Source organism: Zobellella denitrificans, from assembly GCF_002237365.1.
Lineage (GTDB): Bacteria > Pseudomonadota > Gammaproteobacteria > Enterobacterales > Aeromonadaceae > Oceanimonas > Oceanimonas denitrificans.
Map to the genome: position 1 here is coordinate 1 of NZ_NMUO01000011.1, position 21,352 is coordinate 21,352.

Genomic DNA, 21,352 nt, shown 5'->3' on the forward strand with positions numbered 1-21,352 from the left:
GCTGTAAGCCCCCAGCCCCAGCCCGACCAGCCCCATGGCACAACCGCCACCCGCCAGTTGCAGCAGAAACTGCCGCCGTGAAGCCCCGCTCATCGCCATCTCCCCCCTTGAGCCCTTACGCCTTCATCACCTTGACCGCGCACTTCTTGAAGTCGGTCTCTTTCGAGAGCGGGCAGGTGGCGTCCAGGGTCAGGCGGTTGATCAGCTGGTTCTCGTCGAACCAGGGCACGAACACCAGCCCCTTGGGCGGACGGTTGCGGCCCCGGGTCTCGACCCGGGTCTTCATTTCGCCCCGGCGCGAGGCCACCACCACCTCGTCGCCCCGGCGCAGACCGCGCTCGCGGGCATCGTCCGGGTGCATGAACACCTGGGCGTCCGGATAGGAGCGGTGCAACTCGGGCACCCGGCGGGTCATGGAGCCCGAATGCCAGTGCTCCAGCACCCGGCCGGTGGACAGCCAGAGGTCGAATTCCTCGTCCGGCACTTCGGGGGCCGGCTCGAACGGCAGGGCGAAGATCACCGCCTTGTTGTCCTTGTGGCCGTAGAACTGCACCCCTGTCCCCTTCTCCACGTAAGGGTCGTAGCCTTCCCGGTAACGCCACAGGGTTTCCTGGCCATCCACCACCGGCCAGCGCAGGCCCCGGGCCTGGTGGTAGACATCATAAGGCGCCAGATCGTGGGCCTTGCCCCGGCCGAATTTGGCATACTCCTCGAACAGGCCCTTCTGCACGTAGAAGCCGAAGTGATCCCGCTCGTCGTTAAGCTCGTTCTTGCAGTCCTCGGCCGGATACTGGTCCACCTGGCCATTGCGGTAGAGCACCTCATACAGGGTCTTGCCCCGGTATTCGGGCGCCTTGGCCAGCAGTTCCTCGGGCCAGACCTCTTCCATGGTGAAGCGCTTGGAGAACTCCATCAACTGCCACAGATCCGATTTGGCTCCCTCGGGAGACTTCACCTGCTGGTACCACACCTGGGTGCGGCGCTCGGCATTGCCGTAGCCGCCCTCCTTCTCCACCCACATGGCGGTGGGCAGCACCAGATCCGCCGCCTGGGCGGTGACCGTGGGGTAAGGGTCGGACACCACGATGAAGTTGGCCGGGTTGCGGTAGCCGGGCAGCCCCTCCTCGTTCATGTTGGGGGCGGCCTGCATGTTGTTGTTGCACATCACCCAGTAGGCGTTGAGCTTGCCGTCCTTGAGCATGCGGTTCTGCAACACGGCGTGGTAGCCCACCTGGGGGTTGATGGTGCCGTCGGGCAGCTTCCAGATCTTCTCGGAGTAGGCGCGGTGCTCGGCGTTGGTCACCACCATGTCCGCCGGCAGCCGGTGGGCGAAGGTGCCCACTTCCCGGGCGGTGCCACAGGCCGAGGGCTGGCCGGTCAGCGAGAAGGGGCTGTTGCCCGGCTCGGAGATCTTGCCGGTCAGCAGGTGGATGTTGTAGACCATGTTGTTGGCCCAGGTACCCCGGGTATGCTGGTTGAAACCCATGGTCCAGAAGGACACCACCTTGATGTAGGGGTCGGCATAGGCCTGGGCCAGCGCTTCCAGCTTGTCGGCGGGCACGCCGGAGATCTTGGAAACGGTCTCCACGTCGTAGTCGGCCACAAAGCTGGCGAATTCCTCGAAGCTGATGGGGGTGGAGGCGCCGGAGTCCGGGTTCGCCGCCGCCTGTTGCAGCGGGTGGGTCGGCCGCAGGCCATAGCCGATGTCGGTTTCGCCCTTGACGAAATTGACGTGCTTCTCGATAAAGTCCTGGTTTACATAGCCGTTTTCGATGATGTAGTGGGCGATGTAGTTGAGGATGGCCAGATCGGTCTGGGGATGGAACACCATGCCGTTGTCCGCCAGTTCGAAGCTGCGGTGCTCGAAGGTGGACAGTACATGCACCTGCACATGGGGTGCACTCAGGCGGCGGTCGGTCAGCCGGGACCAGAGAATGGGGTGCATCTCCGCCATGTTGGAGCCCCACAGCACGAAGGCGTCGGTGGCTTCGATGTCGTCATAGCACCCCATGGGCTCGTCCATGCCGAAGGTGCGCATGAAACCGACCACGGCCGAGGCCATGCAGTGGCGAGCGTTGGGATCCAGGTTGTTGGAGCGGAAACCGGCCTTGTACAGCTTGGCGGCGGCGTAGCCTTCCATGATGGTCCACTGGCCGGAGCCGAACATGCCGATGCCGTCGGGCCCCTTCTCCTTGAGGGTGGCCTTCCACTTCTCGGCCATGATGTCGAACGCCTGATCCCAGCTGATCGGCGTAAAATCCCCGTTCTTGTCGTACTTGCCGTTCTTCATGCGCAGCAGCGGCGTGGTCAGCCGGTCCTTGCCATACATGATTTTCGACAGGAAATAACCCTTGATGCAGTTCAGGCCCTTGTTGACCGGCGCATCCGGATCCCCCTGGGTGGCCACCACACGGCCATCCTGGGAGCCCACCAGCACCGAGCAGCCGGTACCGCAGAAGCGGCAGGGGGCCTTGTCCCACTTGATGGCGGTTTGATCCCGGCTGGTGATCAGATTGGTGGCACCGGCCGGCACGGCCAGTCCGGCGGCGGCGGCGGCGGCGGCGACCGCATTGGCCTTCATAAAGGCGCGACGACTCAGCTTCATTGTTGCTCCTCACCTGCTTCCAGTTCAGCAAATTCATGATAAATAAGGGTGGTGGACAAGATGCCCTCCAACAGCGCTATCTGATCGATACGGCTGACCACCGATTTCTGGGTGGGGCCTTCGATCGCCACCACCAGTTTTCCCTGCTCTCCCGACACCGGCACTTCCACCCCGTCCATGGCGCTGATGGCTTCCTGTGCCGGTCCCATCAATTCGGGCCGGCAATAAACCACCAGGCTGGCGACGTGCCATTCACTCGCTTTGCTCATGCTTGCTCCTGACTCAAGATCTTGATGGCGCCCGCCGGGCAGCCGGCGACACAGGCGCCACAGCCGGTGCAACGCTCGGCATCCAGCTCCGGACGGGCGACGGCGCCCAATTGCGGCCGGAAACGGATGGCCTGTGGCTCGCAGCTGTCTTCGCAGCTGCGGCAGTGCACTCCCCCAATGGCCAGGCAGGCGGGACCGAACTCGGCCAACTGGTGCCAGGGCGCTTCCTGACGGGGAGCAAAGAGCGGCTCGGGGCAAGCATCGGCGCAGCGGCCGCAGAAGGTGCATTCGCCCCGGCCGAAGTCCAGCACCGGAAAGCCGCCGTCGCCCGCGATGATGATCCGCTCCGGGCAGGCCCGCTGGCAGTCGCCGCAGCGGGTGCAGCCGTCGGTAAAGCTCGGCCAGTCCTTCGCCCAGGGCAAGGTGTTTTCCGGCCTGGTCGGGGCCAGGCCGCCCTTGAGCCAGCGTCGGCGCGATAAGTCCGGTTCGGATGTCATGGTTCCCTGCTCTGCCATTGGTTTTTTGTATAGCATAGACGTTAAAAACGGGGATGATCCCAAGATTATCCCTTAATGGTTACATGGTATTGGTCGGGGCACGGGGGGAGGAATACCACCTAGTGGGTACAAAGGAGGGTACGTTGATCCAGATCAAGCGGGCACGGGGCTTTACGCCCCGGATCACTCCGGACGCGTAAAGCCGGGAACAAAAAAGAGGCGTCTCAGCCGCCGATGGAGGCCAGATGAGGGGTCATGCCGGTCTGCCCCTGATGCAGGAAATGGGTGGCCTTCTTGTCGGCCAGGGCCTGGCGCAGACGCAGTTGCAGCGCCGCCTGGTGGCCGTCCTCGGCCAGCAGATCCCTAAGCTCCACCCCCTGTTCACCGAACAGGCACAGGTGCAGCTTGCCGACCGAAGACACCCGCAGCCGGTTGCAGCTGGCACAGAAGTCCTTGGCGTAGGGCATGATGAGGCCGATTTCGCCCACATAGTCCGGGTGCCAGAACACCTCGGCCGGGCCGTCGTTGTGGGCCCGCACCTTCTGCTGCCAGCCGGCATGCAGCAACTGCTCCTTGATCAGGGCGCCGCGTACATGGTGGCGGCTGAACAGCTCGTCCATCTCGCCGGTCTGCATCAGCTCGATAAAGCGCAACTGGATGGGATTGTCCTTGATCCAGGCCAGGAAACGCCCCAGCTCGCCGTCATTCAGGCCGCGCATCAGCACCGTATTGACCTTGACCTGCTCGAAGCCGGCGGCAAAGGCGGCATCGATGCCGGCCATTACCTCCTGGAAGCGATTCTCGCCGGTGATCTGGTGGAACATGCGCGAGTCCAGGCTGTCGACGCTGACATTGATGGCGGACAGGCCGGCACGGCGCCAGTCGGCCACCTGGCGTGCCATACGGTAGCCGTTGGTGGTGGTGGCCACCTTGCGGATCCCCGGCGTGGCGGCCACGGTCTCGATGATGGCGGTGAAATCCTTGCGCAGGGAAGGCTCGCCCCCGGTGATGCGCACCTTGTTGGTGCCCATGGCGGCGAAGGCCCGGGTCAGGCGGCGGATTTCGTCGAGGGTCAGGAAGGACTTGCGGCCATCGGGCTTATAGCCGTCGGGCAGGCAGTACTGACACCTGAAGTTGCAGACGTCGGTGACCGACAGCCGCAAATAATGGAACTTGCGTGCGAACGCATCCTGTAATTCAAACATAAACACCTTTCCAATACGGGAGGCAGGGACATTTCTCTCCCTACCCTTACAGCCGGTGGCTGAACGGTCTGGCAACCCTATTGGCCTTGGCCAACTTAGGTCCACCCGACTCGGAGTTTGTCAACGTCACTGTATTCTCACCTATCACCATAGGGAAAAACATAGCTTCAGATCAAGAAAAATCTGTGATCGAGGTAAAATGACTTATGAAATACCACTATTATTGCCCTCTCACCGGGCTTTGCATATGCTGGTGATCGATTACCATACCGATACTCCCATTAATAGAAGTAACTGACCCATGACTCAAGCTCACACCGCCACCCTGTTACTGGTCGATGACCATCCGCTGATGCGCAAGGGGATCAAGACCTGGATCACCGCCGCCGGCCCCTTCGAGGTGGTGGCCGAGGCCGACAACGGGGCCGAGGCCCGGCGCCTGGCCGCCCAAATCAATCCTGATCTGATCCTGCTCGACCTGAACCTGGGCGAGGAGCAGGGATCGGAAGTGCTGCTGGCGCTGAGGCAACAGGGCTACCAGGGCAAGGTGGTGATCCTGACCGTATCCGACAGCCAGGAAGACGCCCGCCGCCTGCTCGATCTCGGCGCCGACGGCTATCTGCTGAAGGACATCGAGCCCGAGTCGCTGATCCCGGCCCTGCAACAGGCCCTGCTGGGCGAGCGGCCGGTCAGCGAGAAACTGCTGGAGAACACCCGCCAGGGGGCGGCGGAGCAACTGGCCAACCTGACCTACCGGGAGCGGCAGATCCTGGCCCTGCTGGCGGAAGGCTTCAGCAACAAGCAGATCGCCGACAGCCTCAATATCGCCGAGGGCACGGTCAAGGTGCACATGAAGGCGCTGATGCGCAAGCTGGATGTGCAGTCGCGGCTGGAGGCGGCGCTTATCTACCTGAATGGCAGGGAACCCAACAGTAGCAAATTGCAAAAACAATAAGCTTCACATTGCAATTATTTGCATTATGCATCGCCTGAAAAACACTCAATTGAGTCGGGAAGCCTGATGGGACGGGGATCTTAAAAGTTGGCACGATAATTTCATATATATTATCAGTCGTTTTTATCCCGTGCTCTCTTCAGCTCCCGCTGAAGTTCGGTCAACCCTTTGGGTTGACCATTTTTTTTGCCTGTCAATCACCGAGCCGGGCTGCCAGTTCATCCAGGGTCGCTTCCAGCGCCTGTCGCCAGGCCCCCATCTGCTCGGCCACCCGGGCTTCATTCCGCTCCCGGCAGGACAGCTCCAGCTTCTCGCCCAGAAACTGGCAACGCAGGGCCCCATAACTGCCACAGGCCGACTTCAGGCTGTGGCAATGGCGGGCCATGGCGCCATGGTCCCGGGCCTCGAAGGCCTGCTCCAGCGCCCGCCCCTGCTCCCGGGCATCCTCCACGAACAGCGCCAGCAGCCGGAGCAGGGTCTCCGCACCCAGCTCCCGCTCCAGCCGTCCTAGCTGATGCTCGTCGAGCAACGGCAACCTGGCCTGTAGCCGCAACCAGTCGCTCATTCGCCTTTCCCCCAGCTTTGCAGCTTGCGGTAGATGGTCGAGGGACTGACCTCCAGCAAGGCCGCGGCCCGGGACACATTGCCCTGGCAGTGACGGATGGCGCGCTCGATGGCCTGTCGTTCCAGGGTGGCCAGGGGAATGACCGGGGCCGCAGCCGGGTCGGAGTTCCGGTGGGTGGGAAGCTCCTGGTGCAGCGGCTTGTCGAGGGGGGCTGGCAGCATGTCCAGCTCTATCCATTCCCCCTGATGCAGCACCACGGCGTTGCGGATGACGTTCTGCAACTGGCGCACGTTGCCCGGCCAGTGGTAGCCCTGCAGTCTGTCCTTGGTTTCCTCGGACAGGCCCACGAAGGACTTGCCCTCTTCCCGCGAGGCCTGGCGCACCAGGGCGGTGGCGATGCTGATCACGTCCGCCCCCCGCTCCCGCAATGGCGGCAGGTGCACCGGGATCACGTGCAGGCGGTAATAAAGATCCTCCCGGAAGCGCCCTTGCTCCACCTCGACCAGGGGATCCCGGTTGGTGGCGCAGACGATACGCACGTCCACCTTGATCTGGCGGGAGCTGCCCACCGGCTGGATAAGCCCGGTCTGCAGAAAGCGCAGCAGCTTGCTCTGCAGTTCCAGATCCATCTCGCAGATCTCGTCCATGAAGAGGGTGCCGCCGTCGGCCCGGATCACGGCGCCGTCCCTGTCCTGCAGGGCGCCGGTGAAGGCGCCCTTGATGTGACCGAACAACTCGCTCTCCATCAGATCCTTGGGGATGGCGGCACAGTTGAGGGCAATGAAGGGGCCTTCGGCCCGGCCGCTCAGCTGGTGGATGGCCTCGGCGCAAACTTCCTTGCCGGTGCCGCTTTCGCCGGTGATAAAGACGGTGGCGCTGCTGGGGGCGGCGTTCTCGATCAGCCGGTATACCTTCTGCATGGGCAGGCTTTCACCGATAAAACCCTGGAAGCGCTTCTGCTCCATCTCGTGCCGGAACCGGTCCACCAACTGGTTGAGGTGACGGAACTTCATGGTGTTGTGCAGCGTCACCTTGAGCCGCTCCGCTTCCACCGGCTTGTTGATAAAATCGTGAGCACCCAGGCGCATGGCATCCACCGCCACATCGACCGAGCCATGGGCGGTCATCACTATGGTGGTGACTTCCGGGTGCTCCCGGTGCAGCCACTGCAGGATTTCCATGCCGGGCATGTCCGGCAGGATCAGATCGAGCAACAGAATGTCCGGTGGCTGCTGCCGGATATGTTCCAGTGCCTGCCGGCCAGTGGTGACGACCGTCAGCGACAGGGGCTCATCCTGCAAATAGGCCTGGTACAGCGCCGCCAGCGAGGGCGTATCCTCTACCAACAAGACATTCAGTCTTTCATCTACCATCTTTGTTCTCTCACCTCGATACCGTCCGGTTGGTCTTTTTTATGCCGAACCCGAAAAAATACTTGCAGCAAATTAACTTCATGTTAACATGAACTCAACATCCAGTGTGACTCATTTGTCACCTCACCCACTGCTCATTTTGTTGTTAGGAACGACGACAGTTTATGCCTGTGTGGCTGCTGCGAAACCAGGGTATTCATGTACCCTGGTCTTTTTTTTTATGGGCTCAGGCAGGGTTGTCGATGTCCACAAAACTGACCTCGAGCCCGTGCTCCGCCGCCAGCCACTCCCCCAGCGCCTTGATGCCGTAACGCTCGGTGGCATGATGACCGGCCGCGAAGAAGTGCAGCCCCAGTTCCCGCGCCACGTGCACCGTCTGCTCCGATACCTCGCCGCTGATAAAGGCGTCCATGCCCTGCTCCGCCGCCAGCTCGATAAAACCCTGGCCGCCGCCGGTACAGTAGCCGACCCGGCGGATAAGCGCCGGCCCCGCCTCGCCCACATGCAGCACAGGGCGGCCCAGCCGCTGTCGCAGCCGTTCGGCCAGTTGATCCCCGCTGAGCGGTGCGTCCAGTTCGCCTCGCATCGATACCGAGAGGGCATTATCCGGCTCCAGGGGGCCGGTTTGCCGGATACCCAGCAGGGCCGCCAGTTGGGCGTTGTTGCCAAGACCGGGCGCGATGTCGAGGGGAAGGTGGTAGGCATAGAGGTTGATGTCATGGCCGAGCAGCGCCTTGAGCCGCCGCCGCTTCATGCCCCTGATCTGTTCGTTTTCACCCTTCCAGAAATAGCCGTGATGCACCAGCAGTGCATCCGCGCCCATCGCCACCGCCCGGTCCACCAGCGCCTGGCTGGCGGTCACTCCGGTCACCACACGACGCACCTCGCTTTTGCCTTCCACTTGCAGGCCGTTCGGGCAATAATCCTTGATAGCTTGTGCATTGAGCTGCCGATCCAGCAGCCGTTCGAGTTCCAGGTTGTTCATGCTGGCTCCATGGCGTGAGTTTGGCTCATTGTAAAACAAAAGGTACCCCTTATGGGCGATTCCCTTCCCCGCTTGCTGGCCCGCCTGCGCGACCCCGTGGTGCGGGATCTGGCCTGGGCCCTGGCCAGTCCCAACCTGCTGGCCGCCACTCCCCTGGCCCCCGGCAACGACTGGTATCGGACGCTGCTGGGTCAGTACCAGTCACGGCTGCTCGCGCTGGACGCCGCCCCCGGAATACTGCATGCCCACTGCCGTCCCTACCGGCGCCTGGGCCAGTATTTCGAGGCGCTCTGGCGCTTCTTCCTGCTGGATCACGACCGCTTCCAGCTGCTGGCCTACGACTGGCAGCAGGTGGTGGCCGGCACCACCCTGGGGGCTTTTGATTTTATCGTATGGGACAAGCAGTTGCAGCGCATCGAGCACTGGGAGGTGGCGGTCAAATTCTACCTGATCACCAATCCCGGCACCGCCTGCGGCGATGCCCGGGGGGTCAATCCCCGCGACAGGCTGCGACACAAACTGGAGCATATGCTCCATCACCAGTTGCGGCTCAGCCAGCACCCGCAAGTCGGCGAGCGCCTGCACCGGCTGGGGCTGATGCCGGACAACCACCGCCTGATCCTCAAGGGACGACTGTACTACCCGCGCAGTTGCCGGCTGTTCCTGTGCGAACAGGGCGAGCGGGGGCAGTGGGGAACGGAGCTGCCGGATCCGTCATTCGAGCCCCAGCAGAAACTGGGCTGGCTGACCGGAGGCCGACATTGTGAACGACTGGCCAGCAGGCAGAACTACCGGAGCGGTAACGGAGACTGGTATATCAGGGTAGACAGGGAGTGGCTGGACAGCCAGGGGTAGTGATTCAGGAAAACCGGGGGAGTCAAGGGCGTAAATATGGAGGCGCGTAGCGGAGTCGAACCGCTCTAAACGGATTTGCAATCCGCTGCATAACCGCTTTGCTAACGCGCCATTGCAGAATTTGGAGCGGGAAACGAGACTCGAACTCGCGACCCCAACCTTGGCAAGGTTGTGCTCTACCAACTGAGCTATTCCCGCTTAAAACTTCTAACTTGTGCATGGGGCCGCGCTGCGGCCGATGGATGCGCATTATAGGCAGGCGGACGGACAATACAAGCCATTTTTCTCTCGACCAACTCATTTGCTTTAATTTTCAGCGAGTTGGGTATTTTTTGTCAGCCCCCGCCTTTGGCGACGCACGCCAAAGGCGGCTAAGCTTGCTGGCATCCCCGTTCACGGAGTCCGCCCATGCCCCTGCTGCTTATCCTGTTGCTGCTCGTGCCGCTCGCCTTCGCCGACACCCCGCCCCCGGAAACCGCCACCGGCTGGCGCACCACCCCCCTGGTCCGGGCCGACAAGGCCATGGTGGTCACCGCCAATCCCTATGCCAGCCAGGCCGCCCGGGACATGCTGCGCCGGGGTGGCACCGCGGTGGACGCCATGGTGGCCGCCCAGATGGTGCTGGCCCTGGTCGAGCCCCAGTCCTCGGGACTGGGTGGCGGCGCCTTCCTGGTATACTGGCAGCAGGAGCCGGGCCGCCTGATCACCCTGGACGGACGGGAAACCGCCCCCTTCGCCGCCCCGGCCGATCTCTTCCTGGACGGACAGGGCCAGCCGCTCGACTTTCTCGATGCGGTGGTCGGCGGCCGCTCGGTGGGCACGCCCGGCACCGTGATGCTGATGTGGCAGGCCCACCAGCGTTTTGGCCGCCTGCCCTGGCGGGAGCTGTTCGCCCCGGCCATCACCCTGGCCCTCAACGGCTTCACCGTGTCGCCGCGCCTGGCCCGGCTGGTGGCGGAGGACAAGGCGCAGCTGACACGGGATCCCGACGCCCGCGCCTATTTTTTCGACGACACCGGCCGCCCGCTGCAAGCCGGCAGCACCAAGACCAACCCCCTGCTGGCGGCCCTGCTGACCCGGCTCAGCCTCGAAGGCCCCTCGGCCTTCTACCAGGGAAAAATCGCCGCCGCCATGGTGGACAAGGTTCGCCAGGCCAATCCGCCGGGCCACCTCGGCCTGGAGGATCTCGCCGGCTACCGGGTGAAGGAGCGTCCGGCCCTCTGCGCCCCCTACCGGCAATACCAGGTCTGCGGCATGGGCCCGCCCAGCTCCGGCACCCTGGCCCTGGGGCAGATACTGGGAATCCTTTCCCATCTGGAGTTGTCCTCGCTAGGCCCCAACTCCCCCCAGGGCTGGCGCTGGATAGCCGATGCCTCGCGCCTGGCCTTCGCCGACCGCAACCTCTATGTGGCCGACGCCGATTTCGTGCCGGTGCCGACCGAGGGGCTGCTCGCCCCCGACTACCTGGCCGGACGCGCCGCCCTGATTGGCGAGCGCTCCCAGGCCCTGGAACAGGTCTCGCCCGGCCTACCCCTGGCCCGGCTCGGCCACCTGGCCCCGGACAACTCCCCCGAATTCGCCGCCACCACCCATATCAGCATCGTCGACAAGGAGGGCAACGCCCTGGCGATGACCTCCACCATAGAGCACGGCTTCGGCTCCCGGCTCATGGTGCAGGGCTTTTTGCTCAACAACGAACTGACCGACTTTTCCTTCCGCCCGGAGCTGGACGGGGTGCCGGTGGCCAATCGGCTGGAACCGGGCAAGCGCCCCCGCTCCTCCATGGCCCCCACCCTGGTATTTTACCGGGAGAAACCGCTGCTGGTGATCGGCTCCCCCGGCGGCAGCAGCATTATCGGTTACGTGCTGCATGCCCTGATCAATGTGCTGGACTGGGGCATGGATATCCGGGAGGCACTGCACCAGCCCCACATCCTGCACCGGGGTTCGGTACTGGAGCTGGAGCCGGGTGGGCGCAACCAGGCGCTGCAGCCGGAGCTGGAACGGCTCGGCTTCGGCACCCGGCTGACCGAACTCAACTCCGGCCTGCACGGCATACTGCTGCAGCCGGGGCGCATCACCGCCGGCGCCGATCCCAGGCGGGAGGGCCAGGCCCTGGCGGCGGACTGAGTACCTTGCAACCAATGTTAAATAACTGTTCCAGATGGTAGATCACTACTGGCAGCGACAGGGTTCCGTTAAGCAGCCCCTCCGCGCCAGGAATGGCGCGGCGGAGCCCCCAAGGATGGGTTCACGGCGTGTCTGCGTGCGGGGCCCGGTCGATGTAGCACTATTAGGATCAGTTATTTAAATATCGGTCACATAAGCGGAGGACCCGGGGTGAATTCCGCGTTTGGTCACGTATAGTAGTGCCCCGGGCCTGGCCCCGCTCAAGTTTGCCGGGCGGGTGCCGATAACAAGTACACCAGATAAATAACAGAAACCAATAACCAGATGAACAGCAGAAACCAGCACATTATCGATGAGGAAGTCACCTACAGCGACCAGGAACAACTGGTTTCCACCACCGATCTGCGCGGTGTCATTACCTATGCCAACGATATCTTTTGCCGGGTAGCCGGTTACCACCCCGAGGAGCTGGTCGGCCAGAATCACAACATCGTCCGCCACCCGGACATGCCCAGGGCGGCCTTCCAGGATTTGTGGGAGCATATCAAGGCCGGCCAGGCCTGGCGGGGCGCGGTCAAGAACCGCTGCAAGGACGGCCGCTACTACTGGGTGGACGCCTACGTCACTCCCATCTACCAGCAGGGCAAGATCGTCGGCTACCAGTCGGTGCGCACCAAGCTCGATGACCGGGTTCGCGACCGGGCCAGCCAGGCCTATCGCCAGTTGCTGAAGCAGGAACGGCAAAAGAGCCTTCCGCGTCCGCGGCTGAAGCAGGCCATGCCCTGGCTGTCGGCGGCGGGCTTCCTGGCGTTGCTGACCGGCGCCTTCAGCCAGGGCGGCGCCGGCCTGTTGTTGTGGACCCTGTTGCCGGTCGCCTGGCTGCTACTCTGCCATCACCGGCAACTGTTCGGCACCCGGCATTTCTTTCACAACCTGGGCCGGGACTATGACAGCATCTCCCGGCTGGTCTACTCGGGTGACGCCCCCCATGCCATCGCCGACTATCATCTGAAGATGTGGCAGGCCCGTACCCGCACCATACTGGGCCGGGTCGATGACGCCACCGGCTCGCTCAAGTCCCTGGCCGGCTCCCTGATGCAGGCCATGACCGGCGCCCGGGAAGATCTTAGCCGCCAGGACAGCGATACCCACCAGATCGCCGCCGCCATCGACGAGATGTCGGCCACCGCCACCGAGATCACCCAGAACACTCAAAAAGCAGCGGAAAACGCGGAAGAAGCCCAGCACCAGTGCCACCTGACCCAGCGCCAGCTGGAGCAGACCAAGCAGAAGATCGTCGAGCTGGCCCGGGAAGCCGAACACGCCGCCGAAGCCACCTTCGCCCTGACCCAGGAGTCGGATCGCATCGGCACCCTGATGAGCGAGATCCAGGGCATTGCCGATCAGACCAACCTGCTGGCGCTCAACGCCGCCATCGAAGCGGCCCGGGCCGGCGAGCACGGCCGGGGCTTTGCCGTGGTAGCGGAAGAAGTGCGGGCCCTGTCCACCCGCACCCATGGCGCCACCGAGCAGATCCAGAGCAGCATCGGCCAGATCCAGCAGACCCTGGCCAAATGGCGCTCCATGATGGATGCCAACATGGAGCACAGCCAGGAATGCGTGAACGCGGCCGAAGCCGGCAGCGCCAGCCTGAGCCGGGTGGTCGACGAAATCGACAACATAGTGGGAGTCACGGTGCAGATTTCCGCCGCCGCCGGCCAGCAACAGCAGGTGGCCGAGGAGATCAGCCGCAATGTACACCAGATCTCGCAAGCCTCCTCCGCCAACCTGGACAAGATTGCCCAGGTGGAAGCCTCCGGCCGCCAGTTGCTGGAACGTTCCCAGGGGCTGAACGACATAACCCGCACCTTCTCCTGACCATGGACCCTCGCCAGCAGGCCATACTCACCCTGCTCGCCCTGGTGCCGCCAGGGCGGGTGGTCAGCTACGGCCAGCTGGCGGATCTGGCCGGTCTGCCGGGCCGGGCCCGGCTGGTCGGCCGCGTGCTCAGGACCCAGGACACCAGCGGCCTGCCCTGGCACCGGGTGGTGGCGGCCTCGGGCCGCATCAGCCTGCCCAGGGGCAGCGACGGCTGGTGCGAGCAGCGGCAACGGCTGCTGCAGGAAGGGGTCTTGCTGAAAGGAGACAGGGTGTCGATGAAGGAGCACCAGTGGCGGCCGGATCTGGCCGCCATACTGATGCTGATGGAACAGTGAGATGAGTTGAGCCTAGTCGGTTTCTTCCAGCAACTCGCTGACGTGCACCTGGAAGGGGATGGTTTCGTCTTCCCGCTGCAGCAGCACCAGCTGGTTGTTGACGTCCACCTCCAGCACGTAACCCGAGCCATCCGGGGTATGACAGATCATCCCCGGCCTGATGTCATGAATATCCATATCCACTCCCCCTAAACAGGCCCAGCCTGTGGGCGTTTAACGTCCCTGTGTCATTGGCTCTGTACTTGCTCCGTCACTGCTTGTTATCACCACCCTCTGGTGGCTCCCGCGCGAGCGGCTGCGGTTGCAGCGCTTATCAATCCAATACCAGGGTCGCCCGACGCTGCCGTTACAGCGGATGGTATCGCCGGGCATCATGCCCGGCCCGCCGACGGCCGTCGTTATTTGCCTTTCTGGCTTTGCCGCCACTTACCATCAGTATAATGAGCGCTCCAGCCGGTGGCCTTTTTATTGACCTCGGTCATCACGTATTGTTCCTTGTTCTTGCGGCTGAACCGCACCACGGCCTTGTTGCCGTCCGGATCCTCGGTGGGCGCCTCGGTCAGGTACAGAAACTTGGGCGGCAGCCGATCCTTGAAGCGAATAAGCTCCTCCACCAGGGGCGCCCGGGTCTCCCGGGATCTGGGGAAGTTGCTGGCGGCCAGGAACAGGCCGGCGGCGCCGTCACGCAGCACGAAGTAGGCATCGGACTGGCTGCAGGGCAGCTCCGGCAGGTGCACGGGATCTTCCTTCGGCGGCGCCACTTCGCCGCTTTTCAGGATCTTGCGGGTATTGCCGCAGGCCTCGTTGGTGCAGGCCATGTACTTGCCGAAACGGCCGTTCTTGAGCTGCATCTCGGCACCGCAGCGATCGCAGTCGATCACCGGGCCTTCGTAGCCCTTGAGCTTGAACTGGCCTTGCTCCAGCTCGTAGCCGTCGCAGTCCGGGTTCTGGCCACACACGTGCAGCTTGCGCTTGTCATCGATAAGGTAGGCGTCCATGGCGGTGCCGCACTTGGGGCAGCGGTGCTTGGCGCGCAGGGCATCGGTTTCGGCTTCGTCGTCGTTGGCCAGCACGAAATCGTCACCCGGGATCAGGTTGATGGTCTGCTTGCAGCGCTCCTTGGGCGGCAAGGCATAGCCGGAGCAGCCGAGGAAAACCCCGGTGGTGGCGGTGCGGATGCCCATCTTGCGACCGCAGGCCGGACAGTCGATATCGGTCAGCACCATCTGGTTGGCCCGCATGCCGCCCTCTTCCACCGGCCGCTCGGCCTTTTCCAGCTCGTCGCTGAATTCGGCATAGAAGGCGTCCAGTACCTGGGTCCAGTTCAGGCTGCCGCCGGCGATTTCATCCAGCTTGCTTTCCATCTGGGCGGTAAAATCGTAGTTCATCAGTTCGGCGAAACTTTCCTGCAGCCGATCGGCGACGATTTCGCCCATCTTCTCCGCATAGAAGCGCCGGCTTTCCACCTTGACGTAGCCCCGGTCCTGAATGGTGGAGATGATGGAGGCATAGGTGGAGGGACGGCCGATGCCGCGCTTTTCCAGCTCCCGCACCAGGGCCGCCTCGGTGAAGCGGGCCGGGGGCTTGGTGAAGTGCTGCTTGGGCTCGAGCCCGTCGAGGTTGAGCGCCTCCCCCGCCTGCACCGCCGGCAGTTCGGTATCTTCGCCCTTGCGGCTCTGGGGCGTCAGCACCTTGGTCCAGCCGGCGAAGCGCAGGATGCGCCCGCGGGCCTTGAGTTCGTAGTCGCCGGCCTGCACCGTAATGGTGCTGCTGTCGTACTGGGCCGGTACCATCTGGCAGGCCACGAATTGCCGCCAGATGAGATCGTAAAGCCGCTTGGCGTCCGCCTCCATGCCGTCGAGCTGCTCCGCCTTCAGGGCCACGTCCGAAGGACGAATGGCCTCGTGAGCCTCCTGGGCGTTGGCCTTGGCACCGTAGACGTTGGGACTCTCGGGCAGATAGTCCTTGCCGTAGCTGTCCTGGATAAAGTCGCGTACGCCGTTCACCGCCTCCTGGCTCAGGTTGGTGGAGTCGGTTCGCATATAGGTGATGTAGCCCGCCTCGTACAGCCGCTGGGCCAGCATCATGGTGCGCTTGACCCCGAAGCCGAGCCGGGTACTGGCCGCCTGCTGCAGGGTGGAGGTGATAAAAGGCGCCGGCGGCTTGCTCTGGGTCGGCTTGTCTTCCCGGGCCACCACCTCGAACCGGCTGGCCTTGAGGGTATCCACCGCCGCCATGGTCTGGGCCTCGTTGGTCGGGCGGAACTCCTGCCCCCGGTACTTGGCCACCATCATGGTCAACGCCAGCTGTCGGGCACTGCTCAGAGCCGCCTGGATATCCCAGTATTCTTCCGGTACGAAGGCCTTGATTTCGCGTTCCTTCTCCACGATGAGCCGCACCGCCACCGACTGCACCCGGCCGGCGGACAGGCCCCGTGCCACCTTCTTCCACAGCAGTGGCGACACCATGTAGCCCACCACCCGATCCAGGAAGCGGCGGGCCTGCTGGGCGTTGACCCGGTTCAGGTTGAGATCGGACGGGTGGCTGAAGGCCTCCTGGATGGCGCTTTTGGTGATTTCGTTGAACACCACCCGCTTGAAACGGCTGTCGTCACCGCCGATCAGCTCCTTCAGGTGCCAGGCGATGGCCTCCCCCTCGCGATCCAAGTCCGTTGCCAGGTAAACGGTGTCGGCCTTTTCCGCCAGGCTCTGCAATTCGGCCACCACCTTTTCCTTGCCCGGCAGCACCTGGTAGTCCGCCTTCCAGCCGTGCTCGGGATCCACCCCCATGCGGGCGATCAGCGCCTGATGCTCCTTTTCCTTCTTGAGCCTTTCCTTTTCATCGGCGCTCAGCTGCTTGGTGTCGGTCTTGCGGCCACCGGTCTTTTTCGCGGAAGAGGAGCCGGCGGTCGGCAGGTCGCGCACGTGGCCGACGCTGGATTTGACGATGAAGTCCTTCCCCAGGTACTTGTTGATGGTCTTTGCCTTGGCGGGCGATTCGACGATAACCAGCGATTTGCTCATAAAGCGCGTTTAGATCCTTAAAGTCTGGCCCCCGCGGGGGTTCCGGCGGCAAGGTAATGACGGCTGTATAAGTGAAAAAGCCGTAAAAAGCAAACTTGCCCGGCCTGGGCCGGAAAAAAGTTCAATGAATTTATATTTATTTATTAACACCCTCATGCCCGTCGGAATCAACCGCTTTTTTTACTCTCCTGCCTGTTCGTCCGCTTTTTATGCATTGTTATTACTTAGGTGAAATCTGTTGTTAAAAAGGGGTTACATCTTCCAAATAAATCCACATATAATAGCCAACAACAGGATTTTCTTGGCCCTTTTCACCATTTAAAAGGACAATATAATGGTACAATTTGAAGCCAACTTTGACGGCCTGGTCGGCCCCACCCACAACTATGCCGGCCTGTCTTACGGCAATGTCGCTTCTCAAAGCAACGCCCAGGATGTGTCCAGCCCGAAAGAAGCGGCCAAGCAGGGCCTGCGCAAGATGAAGGCGCTGACCGAACTGGGCCTGGTGCAGGGCGTGCTGGCGCCCCAGGAGCGCCCCGACATCCATACCCTGCGCCGGCTGGGCTTTACCGGCAGCGATGCCCAGGTGCTGGAAAAGGCGTTCCGGGAAGACCCGGTGCTGCTGGCCGCCTGCTGCTCCGCCTCCAGCATGTGGACCGCCAACGCCGCTACCGTCTCGCCCAGCGCCGATACCGCCGACGGCCGTATCCACTTCACTCCGGCCAACCTGACCAACAAGTTCCACCGCTCCATCGAGCACGAGGTGACCGGCCGCATCCTCGGCCAGGTGTTCGCCGACGAGCGCCACTTCAGCCACCACCAGGCCCTGCCCGCCAACGACTACTTCGGTGACGAGGGCGCCGCCAACCACACCCGCCTGTGCGCCGACTACGGCCACGCCGGGGTGGAACTGTTCGTGTACGGCCGCAGCGCCTTCGACCTGAGCGCCCCCGCCCCGCGCCGCTACCCGGCCCGGCAGACCCTGGAAGCGTCCCGGGCCGTGGCCCGGCTGCACGGCCTGGGCGAGGACACCGCCATCTTTATCCAGCAGAACCCGGCGGTGATCGATCAGGGCGTGTTCCACAACGACGTCATCGCCGTGGGCAACCAGAACGTACTGTTCTATCACCAAGAGGCTTTCCTCAACACCGCCGCCGCCCTGGAAGAGATCCGCCGCAAGCTGCCCGGCACCGAGCTGCACTTTATCGAGGTGCCCACCGATGAGGTACCGGTGGCGGACGCGGTGAAGAGCTACCTGTTCAATACCCAGATAGTGACCCTCAAGCCCGGCCAGATGGCGATCATCGCCCCCACCGAATGTGCCGAGACCCCGAGCGTCAAGGCCTACCTGGACAAGCTGGTAACCCTGGGTACGCCGATCCGGGAAGTGCACTTCATGGACGTGAAGCAAAGCATGCGCAACGGCGGCGGCCCCGCCTGCCTGCGGCTGCGGGTGGCCATGACACAAGCGGAGCATGCCGCCACCAACCAGGCCTGCCTGATGAACGAGGCCCTGTTCGCCCGCCTCAACCAGTGGGTGGACAAGCACTACCGCGATACCCTGAGCCTGAGCGACCTGCGCGACCCGGCCCTGTTGCAGGAGTCCCGCGCCGCCCTGGACGAACTGACGCAAATACTGAAGCTGGGCGCCGTTTACCCCTTCCAGCGCTGAAGTAACGGGGATAGGAAATTGAGAGGGCCGGTGTGATACCGGCCCTCTTTAATTTTTCGTCAGCCAAAGGGCCGCTGGCCCGCTTCGTAAAGCTTCATCAGCGCCCGGCTCACTCCCGCCTCCGCCGCCTTGCCCAGCTTGTCCTTCAGGCTCTGCCTGGGCTTGTAGTGCAGGCGGATGATGCGCTTGTCCTCGCTTTGGGCCAGCAGGTAGTCGCTGCTGGTCAACAGCTCGTCCACCAGGCCCAGTTCATGGCCGTCGCTGGCCAACCAGTGCTCTCCGGTGGCCACCCGCGCCACGTCCAGGGTCGGACGGTTGCGGGCGATGAATTCCTTGAACCGGCCATGGATCACTTCCAGCTCTTCCCGGAACTTGGCCCGGCCGTGCTCGTCGTTTTCCCCGAACAGGGTCAGGGTGCGCTTGTATTCGCCCGCGGTGTGCAACTCGATATCGATGTCCTTCTTCTTCAGGTACTTGTTGAAGTTGGGCAACTGGGCCACCACCCCGATGGAGCCGACGATAGCGAAGGGGGCGGCGATGATGCGCTCGGCCACGCAGGCCATCATGTAGCCGCCGCTGGCCGCCACCTTGTCCACCGCCACCGTCAGCCCGATGCCGCGCGCCTTGAGCCGGGCCAGCTCGGCCGCCCCCAGGCCGTAGCCGTGCACCAGGCCGCCGCCGGACTCGAGCCGGAGCAGCACCTCGTCGCCGGACCGGGCCAGTTGCAGCAGGGCGGTGATCTCCCGGCTGAGCCCGTCCACTTCACGGGCATCCATGCTGCCCTTGAAGTCCAGCACATAGAGCCGGGGGCGGTCGTCGCCGGTCTTTTTTTCGTCCTTGGCCTGTTGCCTGAACGCCTGCTTGAGCTGCTTGCGCTCGGCGTCGCCGCCGGCCGTGGCCAACTGCAGCCGCCGCTGTTGCCGACGCAGTCCCTCGCCGAGATCCTCCACCTCCAGTTGCTCACCGGCCTGCTTCTGGCGGACCGCCAGCCCCGCCACCAGGGCCACCAGCAGGCCGATGGCCAGCACCCAGGTCAGGCTCTTGGCGGCGAACAAACCGTATTCGTACATAAATTCCAGCATGGATCCTCCTCAAAGGCGTAGTTCGGCACCCATTGTAAGAGCCGGCGCGGGGAACACCAATGGGCTTTTTTACTCCCAAAGGCTGGCATCCCGGGCCAGAGTCTGGTTTGATCTGGCCACTTTGAACTCCGCTTAGAGAAAGAGACAGATGCTCGACTATCATGCCTCCCCCGAATTGCTCGCCGGCAAGGTGATACTGGTGACCGGTGCCGGTGACGGCATCGGCCGCCAGGCGGCGCTCAGCTACGGCGCCCACGGCGCCACCGTGATCCTGCTCGGCAAGACCGTGAAGAAACTGGAAGCGGTGTACGACGAACTGCTGGCCCAGGGCAGTCCGGAGCCGGCCATCATTCCCCTGGATCTGCAGGGCGCCACCCGCCAGCACTACCTCGACATGGCCGAGACCATCCGCCAGCAGTTCGGCCGGCTCGACGGCGTGCTGTTCAACGCGGGCCAGCTGGGGGTGCTGGGTCCTTTCGAGATGATCGGCGAGGACGAGTGGGACAAGGTGATGCAGGTCAATGTGAAGTCCCAGTTCCTGATGACCCAGGCACTGCTGCCGCTGCTGAAGGACAGCGCCCCGGCCTCCGTCGTCTATACCAGCTCCGGCGTGGGCAAGCAGGGCCGGGCCTACTGGGGCAGCTACGCCATCTCCAAGTTCGCCACCGAGGGCATGATGCAGGTGCTGGCCGACGAGCTGGAAAACACCAGGGTCAGGGTCAACTGCATCAACCCGGGCGCCACCCGCACCGGCATGCGGGCACGGGCCTATCCCGGCGAAGACCCGGCCAGCCTGCGCACCCCGCAGGACATCATGCCGCTCTATCTGTACCTGATGGGTGACGACAGCCAGGGGGTCACCGGCCAGTCGCTCGACGCCCAGCCGGACCGGATCCGCCCCCAGGCCGGCCAATAGGCTGACAGCCGGGGCTCCATCGACTACAACTGATCTTGTCGTTCATCATAGAAGGGCCGCACAGCACGGCCCCTTGACTACAGGGAAGTAACACAGCCATGTATCGTCCCAAGAGCACGGTAGAGCAGTGGCGGATCTTTCAGGCGGTGGTCGACTGCGGCGGCTATGCCCAGGCCGCGGAAAAGCTCAACAAGAGCCAGTCGTCCCTCAACCATGCGGTGGCCAAGCTGCAGCAGAGCCTGGGGCTGTCGCTGCTGGAAGTAAGGGGCCGCAAGGCCTTTCTCACCCCCGAGGGCGAGGTCTTTCTGCGTCGCTCCCGCAAGCTGACCCACGACATGGAGAACCTGGAGCAACTGGCCGACGTGCTGGCCAGTGGCTGGGAGCCGATACTGCGCATCGTGGTGGAGGCCTCCCTGCCCCGCCGGCCGCTGTACCAGGCCCTGGCCGAGTTCGCCCCCCGCTCGCGCGGCTGCCGTATCCACCTGGTGGAGGCGCAACCCGCCGGCTGCCGCGCCGTGGTGGCCAAACAGGCCGCCGACCTCCTGTTTGCCTGCCGTACCTTTCCCGGCGTAACCTGCCTGCCCCTGGCCGCCACCGTCTATGTGCCGGTCTGTGCCCCCGACCACCCCCTGACCCGCTTCCCGGCGATCAGCGCCCATGAGCTGGAACACGAGCTGGAGCTGGTGCTGGCCGACGGCAGCGAGCAGGAGGAAGGCTGGGATCGGGCAGAGCTGCGCTGGATCATCAACCACCTGCACGACGCCCTGTCGTTGCTGCGCCGGGGTATCGGTTACGCCTGGCTGCCGCAGGAGGTGGTCAGCCCCCTGGTCGACAGCGGCCAACTGCAACAGTTGCCCATGGTCGACCTGGCCCTGCGCAAACGCTTCACCCACCTGATCCTGCCGCGGGCCACGCCGCCCGGGCCGGCCGCCAGCCTGCTGCTGACCCTGACCCGGCAGCATTACGGCATCCGCGAGGAGACCACCTCGGCAAGCTGAGCCTTG

18 protein-coding genes, 2 tRNA genes and 1 riboswitch are annotated in these 21,352 nt (G+C 63.6%); of the genes, 8 read left to right on the top strand and 12 right to left on the bottom strand.

Going from position 1 to position 21,352, the window contains the following annotated elements:
- Positions 1–115: 115 nt before the first annotated feature.
- From napA to moaA, 4 genes are all read right to left on the bottom strand, one after another.
- Positions 116–2,605 carry a nitrate reductase catalytic subunit NapA gene (napA, locus tag CGX12_RS04080; protein WP_094038628.1) on the bottom strand — a complete coding sequence of 830 codons (2,490 nt, stop codon included), beginning with the start codon at positions 2,603–2,605 and terminating at the stop codon, positions 116–118.
- Complete coding sequence (locus tag CGX12_RS04085) at positions 2,602–2,874, bottom strand: chaperone NapD (protein ID WP_094038629.1); 273 nt, start codon at positions 2,872–2,874, stop codon at positions 2,602–2,604. The genes napA and CGX12_RS04085 overlap by 4 nt, the downstream gene beginning before the upstream one ends.
- The gene (napF, locus tag CGX12_RS04090; protein ID WP_094038630.1) at positions 2,871–3,371 is read right to left on the bottom strand and encodes a ferredoxin-type protein NapF; all 501 of its coding nucleotides are present in this window, start codon (positions 3,369–3,371) and stop codon (positions 2,871–2,873) included. Before napF ends, CGX12_RS04085 begins: the two co-directional genes overlap by 4 nt.
- Before the next feature lie 224 nt (positions 3,372–3,595).
- A complete protein-coding gene (moaA, locus tag CGX12_RS04095; RefSeq protein ID WP_094038631.1) occupies positions 3,596–4,576 on the bottom strand; it encodes a GTP 3',8-cyclase MoaA in 981 nt (326 codons plus the stop codon).
- A riboswitch (molybdenum cofactor riboswitch) is annotated at positions 4,564–4,704 on the bottom strand. Its footprint overlaps the gene before it by 13 nt.
- Positions 4,705–4,877: 173 nt before the next feature.
- Between moaA and CGX12_RS04100 the strand changes: the two genes are divergently transcribed.
- Positions 4,878–5,531: a response regulator gene (locus tag CGX12_RS04100; RefSeq protein ID WP_094038632.1), complete on the top strand. Its 654-nt coding sequence runs from the start codon at positions 4,878–4,880 to the stop codon at positions 5,529–5,531.
- 193 nt (positions 5,532–5,724) lie between these two features.
- Here CGX12_RS04100 and CGX12_RS04105 read toward each other — a convergent pair whose 3' ends face one another.
- From CGX12_RS04105 to CGX12_RS04115, 3 genes are all read right to left on the bottom strand, one after another.
- Positions 5,725–6,096 carry an Hpt domain-containing protein gene (locus tag CGX12_RS04105; protein WP_094038633.1) on the bottom strand — a complete coding sequence of 124 codons (372 nt, stop codon included), beginning with the start codon at positions 6,094–6,096 and terminating at the stop codon, positions 5,725–5,727.
- Positions 6,093–7,469, bottom strand: coding sequence for a sigma-54-dependent transcriptional regulator (locus tag CGX12_RS04110; RefSeq protein WP_094038634.1), 1,377 nt, complete (start codon positions 7,467–7,469; stop codon positions 6,093–6,095). Before CGX12_RS04110 ends, CGX12_RS04105 begins: the two co-directional genes overlap by 4 nt.
- A 226-nt stretch (positions 7,470–7,695) precedes the next feature.
- Positions 7,696–8,454: a Nif3-like dinuclear metal center hexameric protein gene (locus tag CGX12_RS04115; RefSeq protein ID WP_094038635.1), complete on the bottom strand. Its 759-nt coding sequence runs from the start codon at positions 8,452–8,454 to the stop codon at positions 7,696–7,698.
- A 51-nt stretch (positions 8,455–8,505) separates the two neighbouring features.
- Between CGX12_RS04115 and CGX12_RS04120 the strand changes: the two genes are divergently transcribed.
- A complete protein-coding gene (locus tag CGX12_RS04120) occupies positions 8,506–9,309 on the top strand; it encodes a DUF1853 family protein (RefSeq protein WP_094038636.1) in 804 nt (267 codons plus the stop codon).
- A gap of 37 nt (positions 9,310–9,346) precedes the next feature.
- Here CGX12_RS04120 and CGX12_RS04125 read toward each other — a convergent pair.
- A tRNA-Cys gene (locus CGX12_RS04125) sits at positions 9,347–9,420 on the bottom strand.
- Positions 9,421–9,431: 11 nt separating this feature from the next.
- A tRNA-Gly gene (locus CGX12_RS04130) sits at positions 9,432–9,507 on the bottom strand.
- A gap of 210 nt (positions 9,508–9,717) precedes the next feature.
- On the opposite strand from CGX12_RS04130, the gene ggt reads away from it, so the two are divergent.
- The 3 genes from ggt to CGX12_RS04145 all read left to right on the top strand — a co-directional run bounded on the left by ggt (position 9,718) and on the right by CGX12_RS04145 (position 13,655).
- Entirely contained in the window at positions 9,718–11,439 is a 1,722-nt protein-coding gene (ggt, locus tag CGX12_RS04135) for a gamma-glutamyltransferase (protein WP_094038637.1), read from the top strand.
- A 324-nt stretch (positions 11,440–11,763) separates the two neighbouring features.
- Complete coding sequence (locus CGX12_RS04140) at positions 11,764–13,317, top strand: methyl-accepting chemotaxis protein (RefSeq protein WP_094038638.1); 1,554 nt, start codon at positions 11,764–11,766, stop codon at positions 13,315–13,317.
- Positions 13,318–13,319: 2 nt separating this feature from the next.
- Positions 13,320–13,655 (top strand): MGMT family protein, encoded by a 336-nt coding sequence (locus tag CGX12_RS04145; protein ID WP_094038639.1) that lies wholly within the window; start codon positions 13,320–13,322, stop codon positions 13,653–13,655.
- Positions 13,656–13,667: 12 nt separating this feature from the next.
- Here the strand turns inward: CGX12_RS04145 and CGX12_RS19830 are convergent, their stop codons facing one another.
- Together CGX12_RS19830 and topA are read right to left on the bottom strand one after the other, a co-directional pair.
- Positions 13,668–13,832, bottom strand: coding sequence for a hypothetical protein (locus CGX12_RS19830; protein WP_176441995.1), 165 nt, complete (start codon positions 13,830–13,832; stop codon positions 13,668–13,670).
- 221 nt (positions 13,833–14,053) lie between these two features.
- Complete coding sequence (gene topA / locus CGX12_RS04150) at positions 14,054–16,678, bottom strand: type I DNA topoisomerase (RefSeq protein ID WP_094038640.1); 2,625 nt, start codon at positions 16,676–16,678, stop codon at positions 14,054–14,056.
- Between the two features lie 334 nt (positions 16,679–17,012).
- Between topA and astB the strand changes: the two genes are divergently transcribed.
- Complete coding sequence (astB, locus tag CGX12_RS04155; protein WP_094038641.1) at positions 17,013–18,350, top strand: N-succinylarginine dihydrolase; 1,338 nt, start codon at positions 17,013–17,015, stop codon at positions 18,348–18,350.
- A gap of 59 nt (positions 18,351–18,409) precedes the next feature.
- On the opposite strand, the gene sohB is transcribed toward astB, so the two are convergent.
- On the bottom strand, positions 18,410–19,429 hold the full coding sequence (gene sohB, locus CGX12_RS04160; RefSeq protein ID WP_176441997.1) for a protease SohB: 1,020 nt from the start codon (positions 19,427–19,429) through the stop codon (positions 18,410–18,412).
- Between the two features lie 151 nt (positions 19,430–19,580).
- Between sohB and CGX12_RS04165 the strand changes: the two genes are divergently transcribed.
- Both CGX12_RS04165 and CGX12_RS04170 read left to right on the top strand, forming a co-directional pair.
- Positions 19,581–20,348, top strand: a complete 768-nt coding sequence (locus CGX12_RS04165) for a YciK family oxidoreductase (protein WP_094038643.1) — start codon at positions 19,581–19,583, stop codon at positions 20,346–20,348.
- A gap of 98 nt (positions 20,349–20,446) precedes the next feature.
- Entirely contained in the window at positions 20,447–21,346 is a 900-nt protein-coding gene (locus tag CGX12_RS04170; protein WP_094038644.1) for a LysR family transcriptional regulator, read from the top strand.
- Positions 21,347–21,352 lie beyond the last annotated feature (6 nt).

Excerpts from the sequence above, each read along its gene's own strand:
- napA (WP_094038628.1), bottom strand. The coding sequence starts at position 2,605 with ATGAAGCTGAGTCGTCGCGCCTTTATGAAGGCCAATGCGGTCGCCGCC.
- CGX12_RS04085 (WP_094038629.1), bottom strand. The coding sequence starts at position 2,874 with ATGAGCAAAGCGAGTGAATGGCACGTCGCCAGCCTGGTGGTTTATTGC.
- napF (WP_094038630.1), bottom strand. The coding sequence starts at position 3,371 with ATGACATCCGAACCGGACTTATCGCGCCGACGCTGGCTCAAGGGCGGC.
- moaA (WP_094038631.1), bottom strand. The coding sequence starts at position 4,576 with ATGTTTGAATTACAGGATGCGTTCGCACGCAAGTTCCATTATTTGCGG.
- CGX12_RS04100 (WP_094038632.1), top strand. The coding sequence starts at position 4,878 with ATGACTCAAGCTCACACCGCCACCCTGTTACTGGTCGATGACCATCCG.
- CGX12_RS04105 (WP_094038633.1), bottom strand. The coding sequence starts at position 6,096 with ATGAGCGACTGGTTGCGGCTACAGGCCAGGTTGCCGTTGCTCGACGAG.
- CGX12_RS04110 (WP_094038634.1), bottom strand. The coding sequence starts at position 7,469 with ATGGTAGATGAAAGACTGAATGTCTTGTTGGTAGAGGATACGCCCTCG.
- CGX12_RS04115 (WP_094038635.1), bottom strand. The coding sequence starts at position 8,454 with ATGAACAACCTGGAACTCGAACGGCTGCTGGATCGGCAGCTCAATGCA.
- CGX12_RS04120 (WP_094038636.1), top strand. The coding sequence starts at position 8,506 with ATGGGCGATTCCCTTCCCCGCTTGCTGGCCCGCCTGCGCGACCCCGTG.
- ggt (WP_094038637.1), top strand. The coding sequence starts at position 9,718 with ATGCCCCTGCTGCTTATCCTGTTGCTGCTCGTGCCGCTCGCCTTCGCC.
- CGX12_RS04140 (WP_094038638.1), top strand. The coding sequence starts at position 11,764 with ATGAACAGCAGAAACCAGCACATTATCGATGAGGAAGTCACCTACAGC.
- CGX12_RS04145 (WP_094038639.1), top strand. The coding sequence starts at position 13,320 with ATGGACCCTCGCCAGCAGGCCATACTCACCCTGCTCGCCCTGGTGCCG.
- CGX12_RS19830 (WP_176441995.1), bottom strand. The coding sequence starts at position 13,832 with ATGGATATTCATGACATCAGGCCGGGGATGATCTGTCATACCCCGGAT.
- topA (WP_094038640.1), bottom strand. The coding sequence starts at position 16,678 with ATGAGCAAATCGCTGGTTATCGTCGAATCGCCCGCCAAGGCAAAGACC.
- astB (WP_094038641.1), top strand. The coding sequence starts at position 17,013 with ATGGTACAATTTGAAGCCAACTTTGACGGCCTGGTCGGCCCCACCCAC.
- CGX12_RS04165 (WP_094038643.1), top strand. The coding sequence starts at position 19,581 with ATGCTCGACTATCATGCCTCCCCCGAATTGCTCGCCGGCAAGGTGATA.
- CGX12_RS04170 (WP_094038644.1), top strand. The coding sequence starts at position 20,447 with ATGTATCGTCCCAAGAGCACGGTAGAGCAGTGGCGGATCTTTCAGGCG.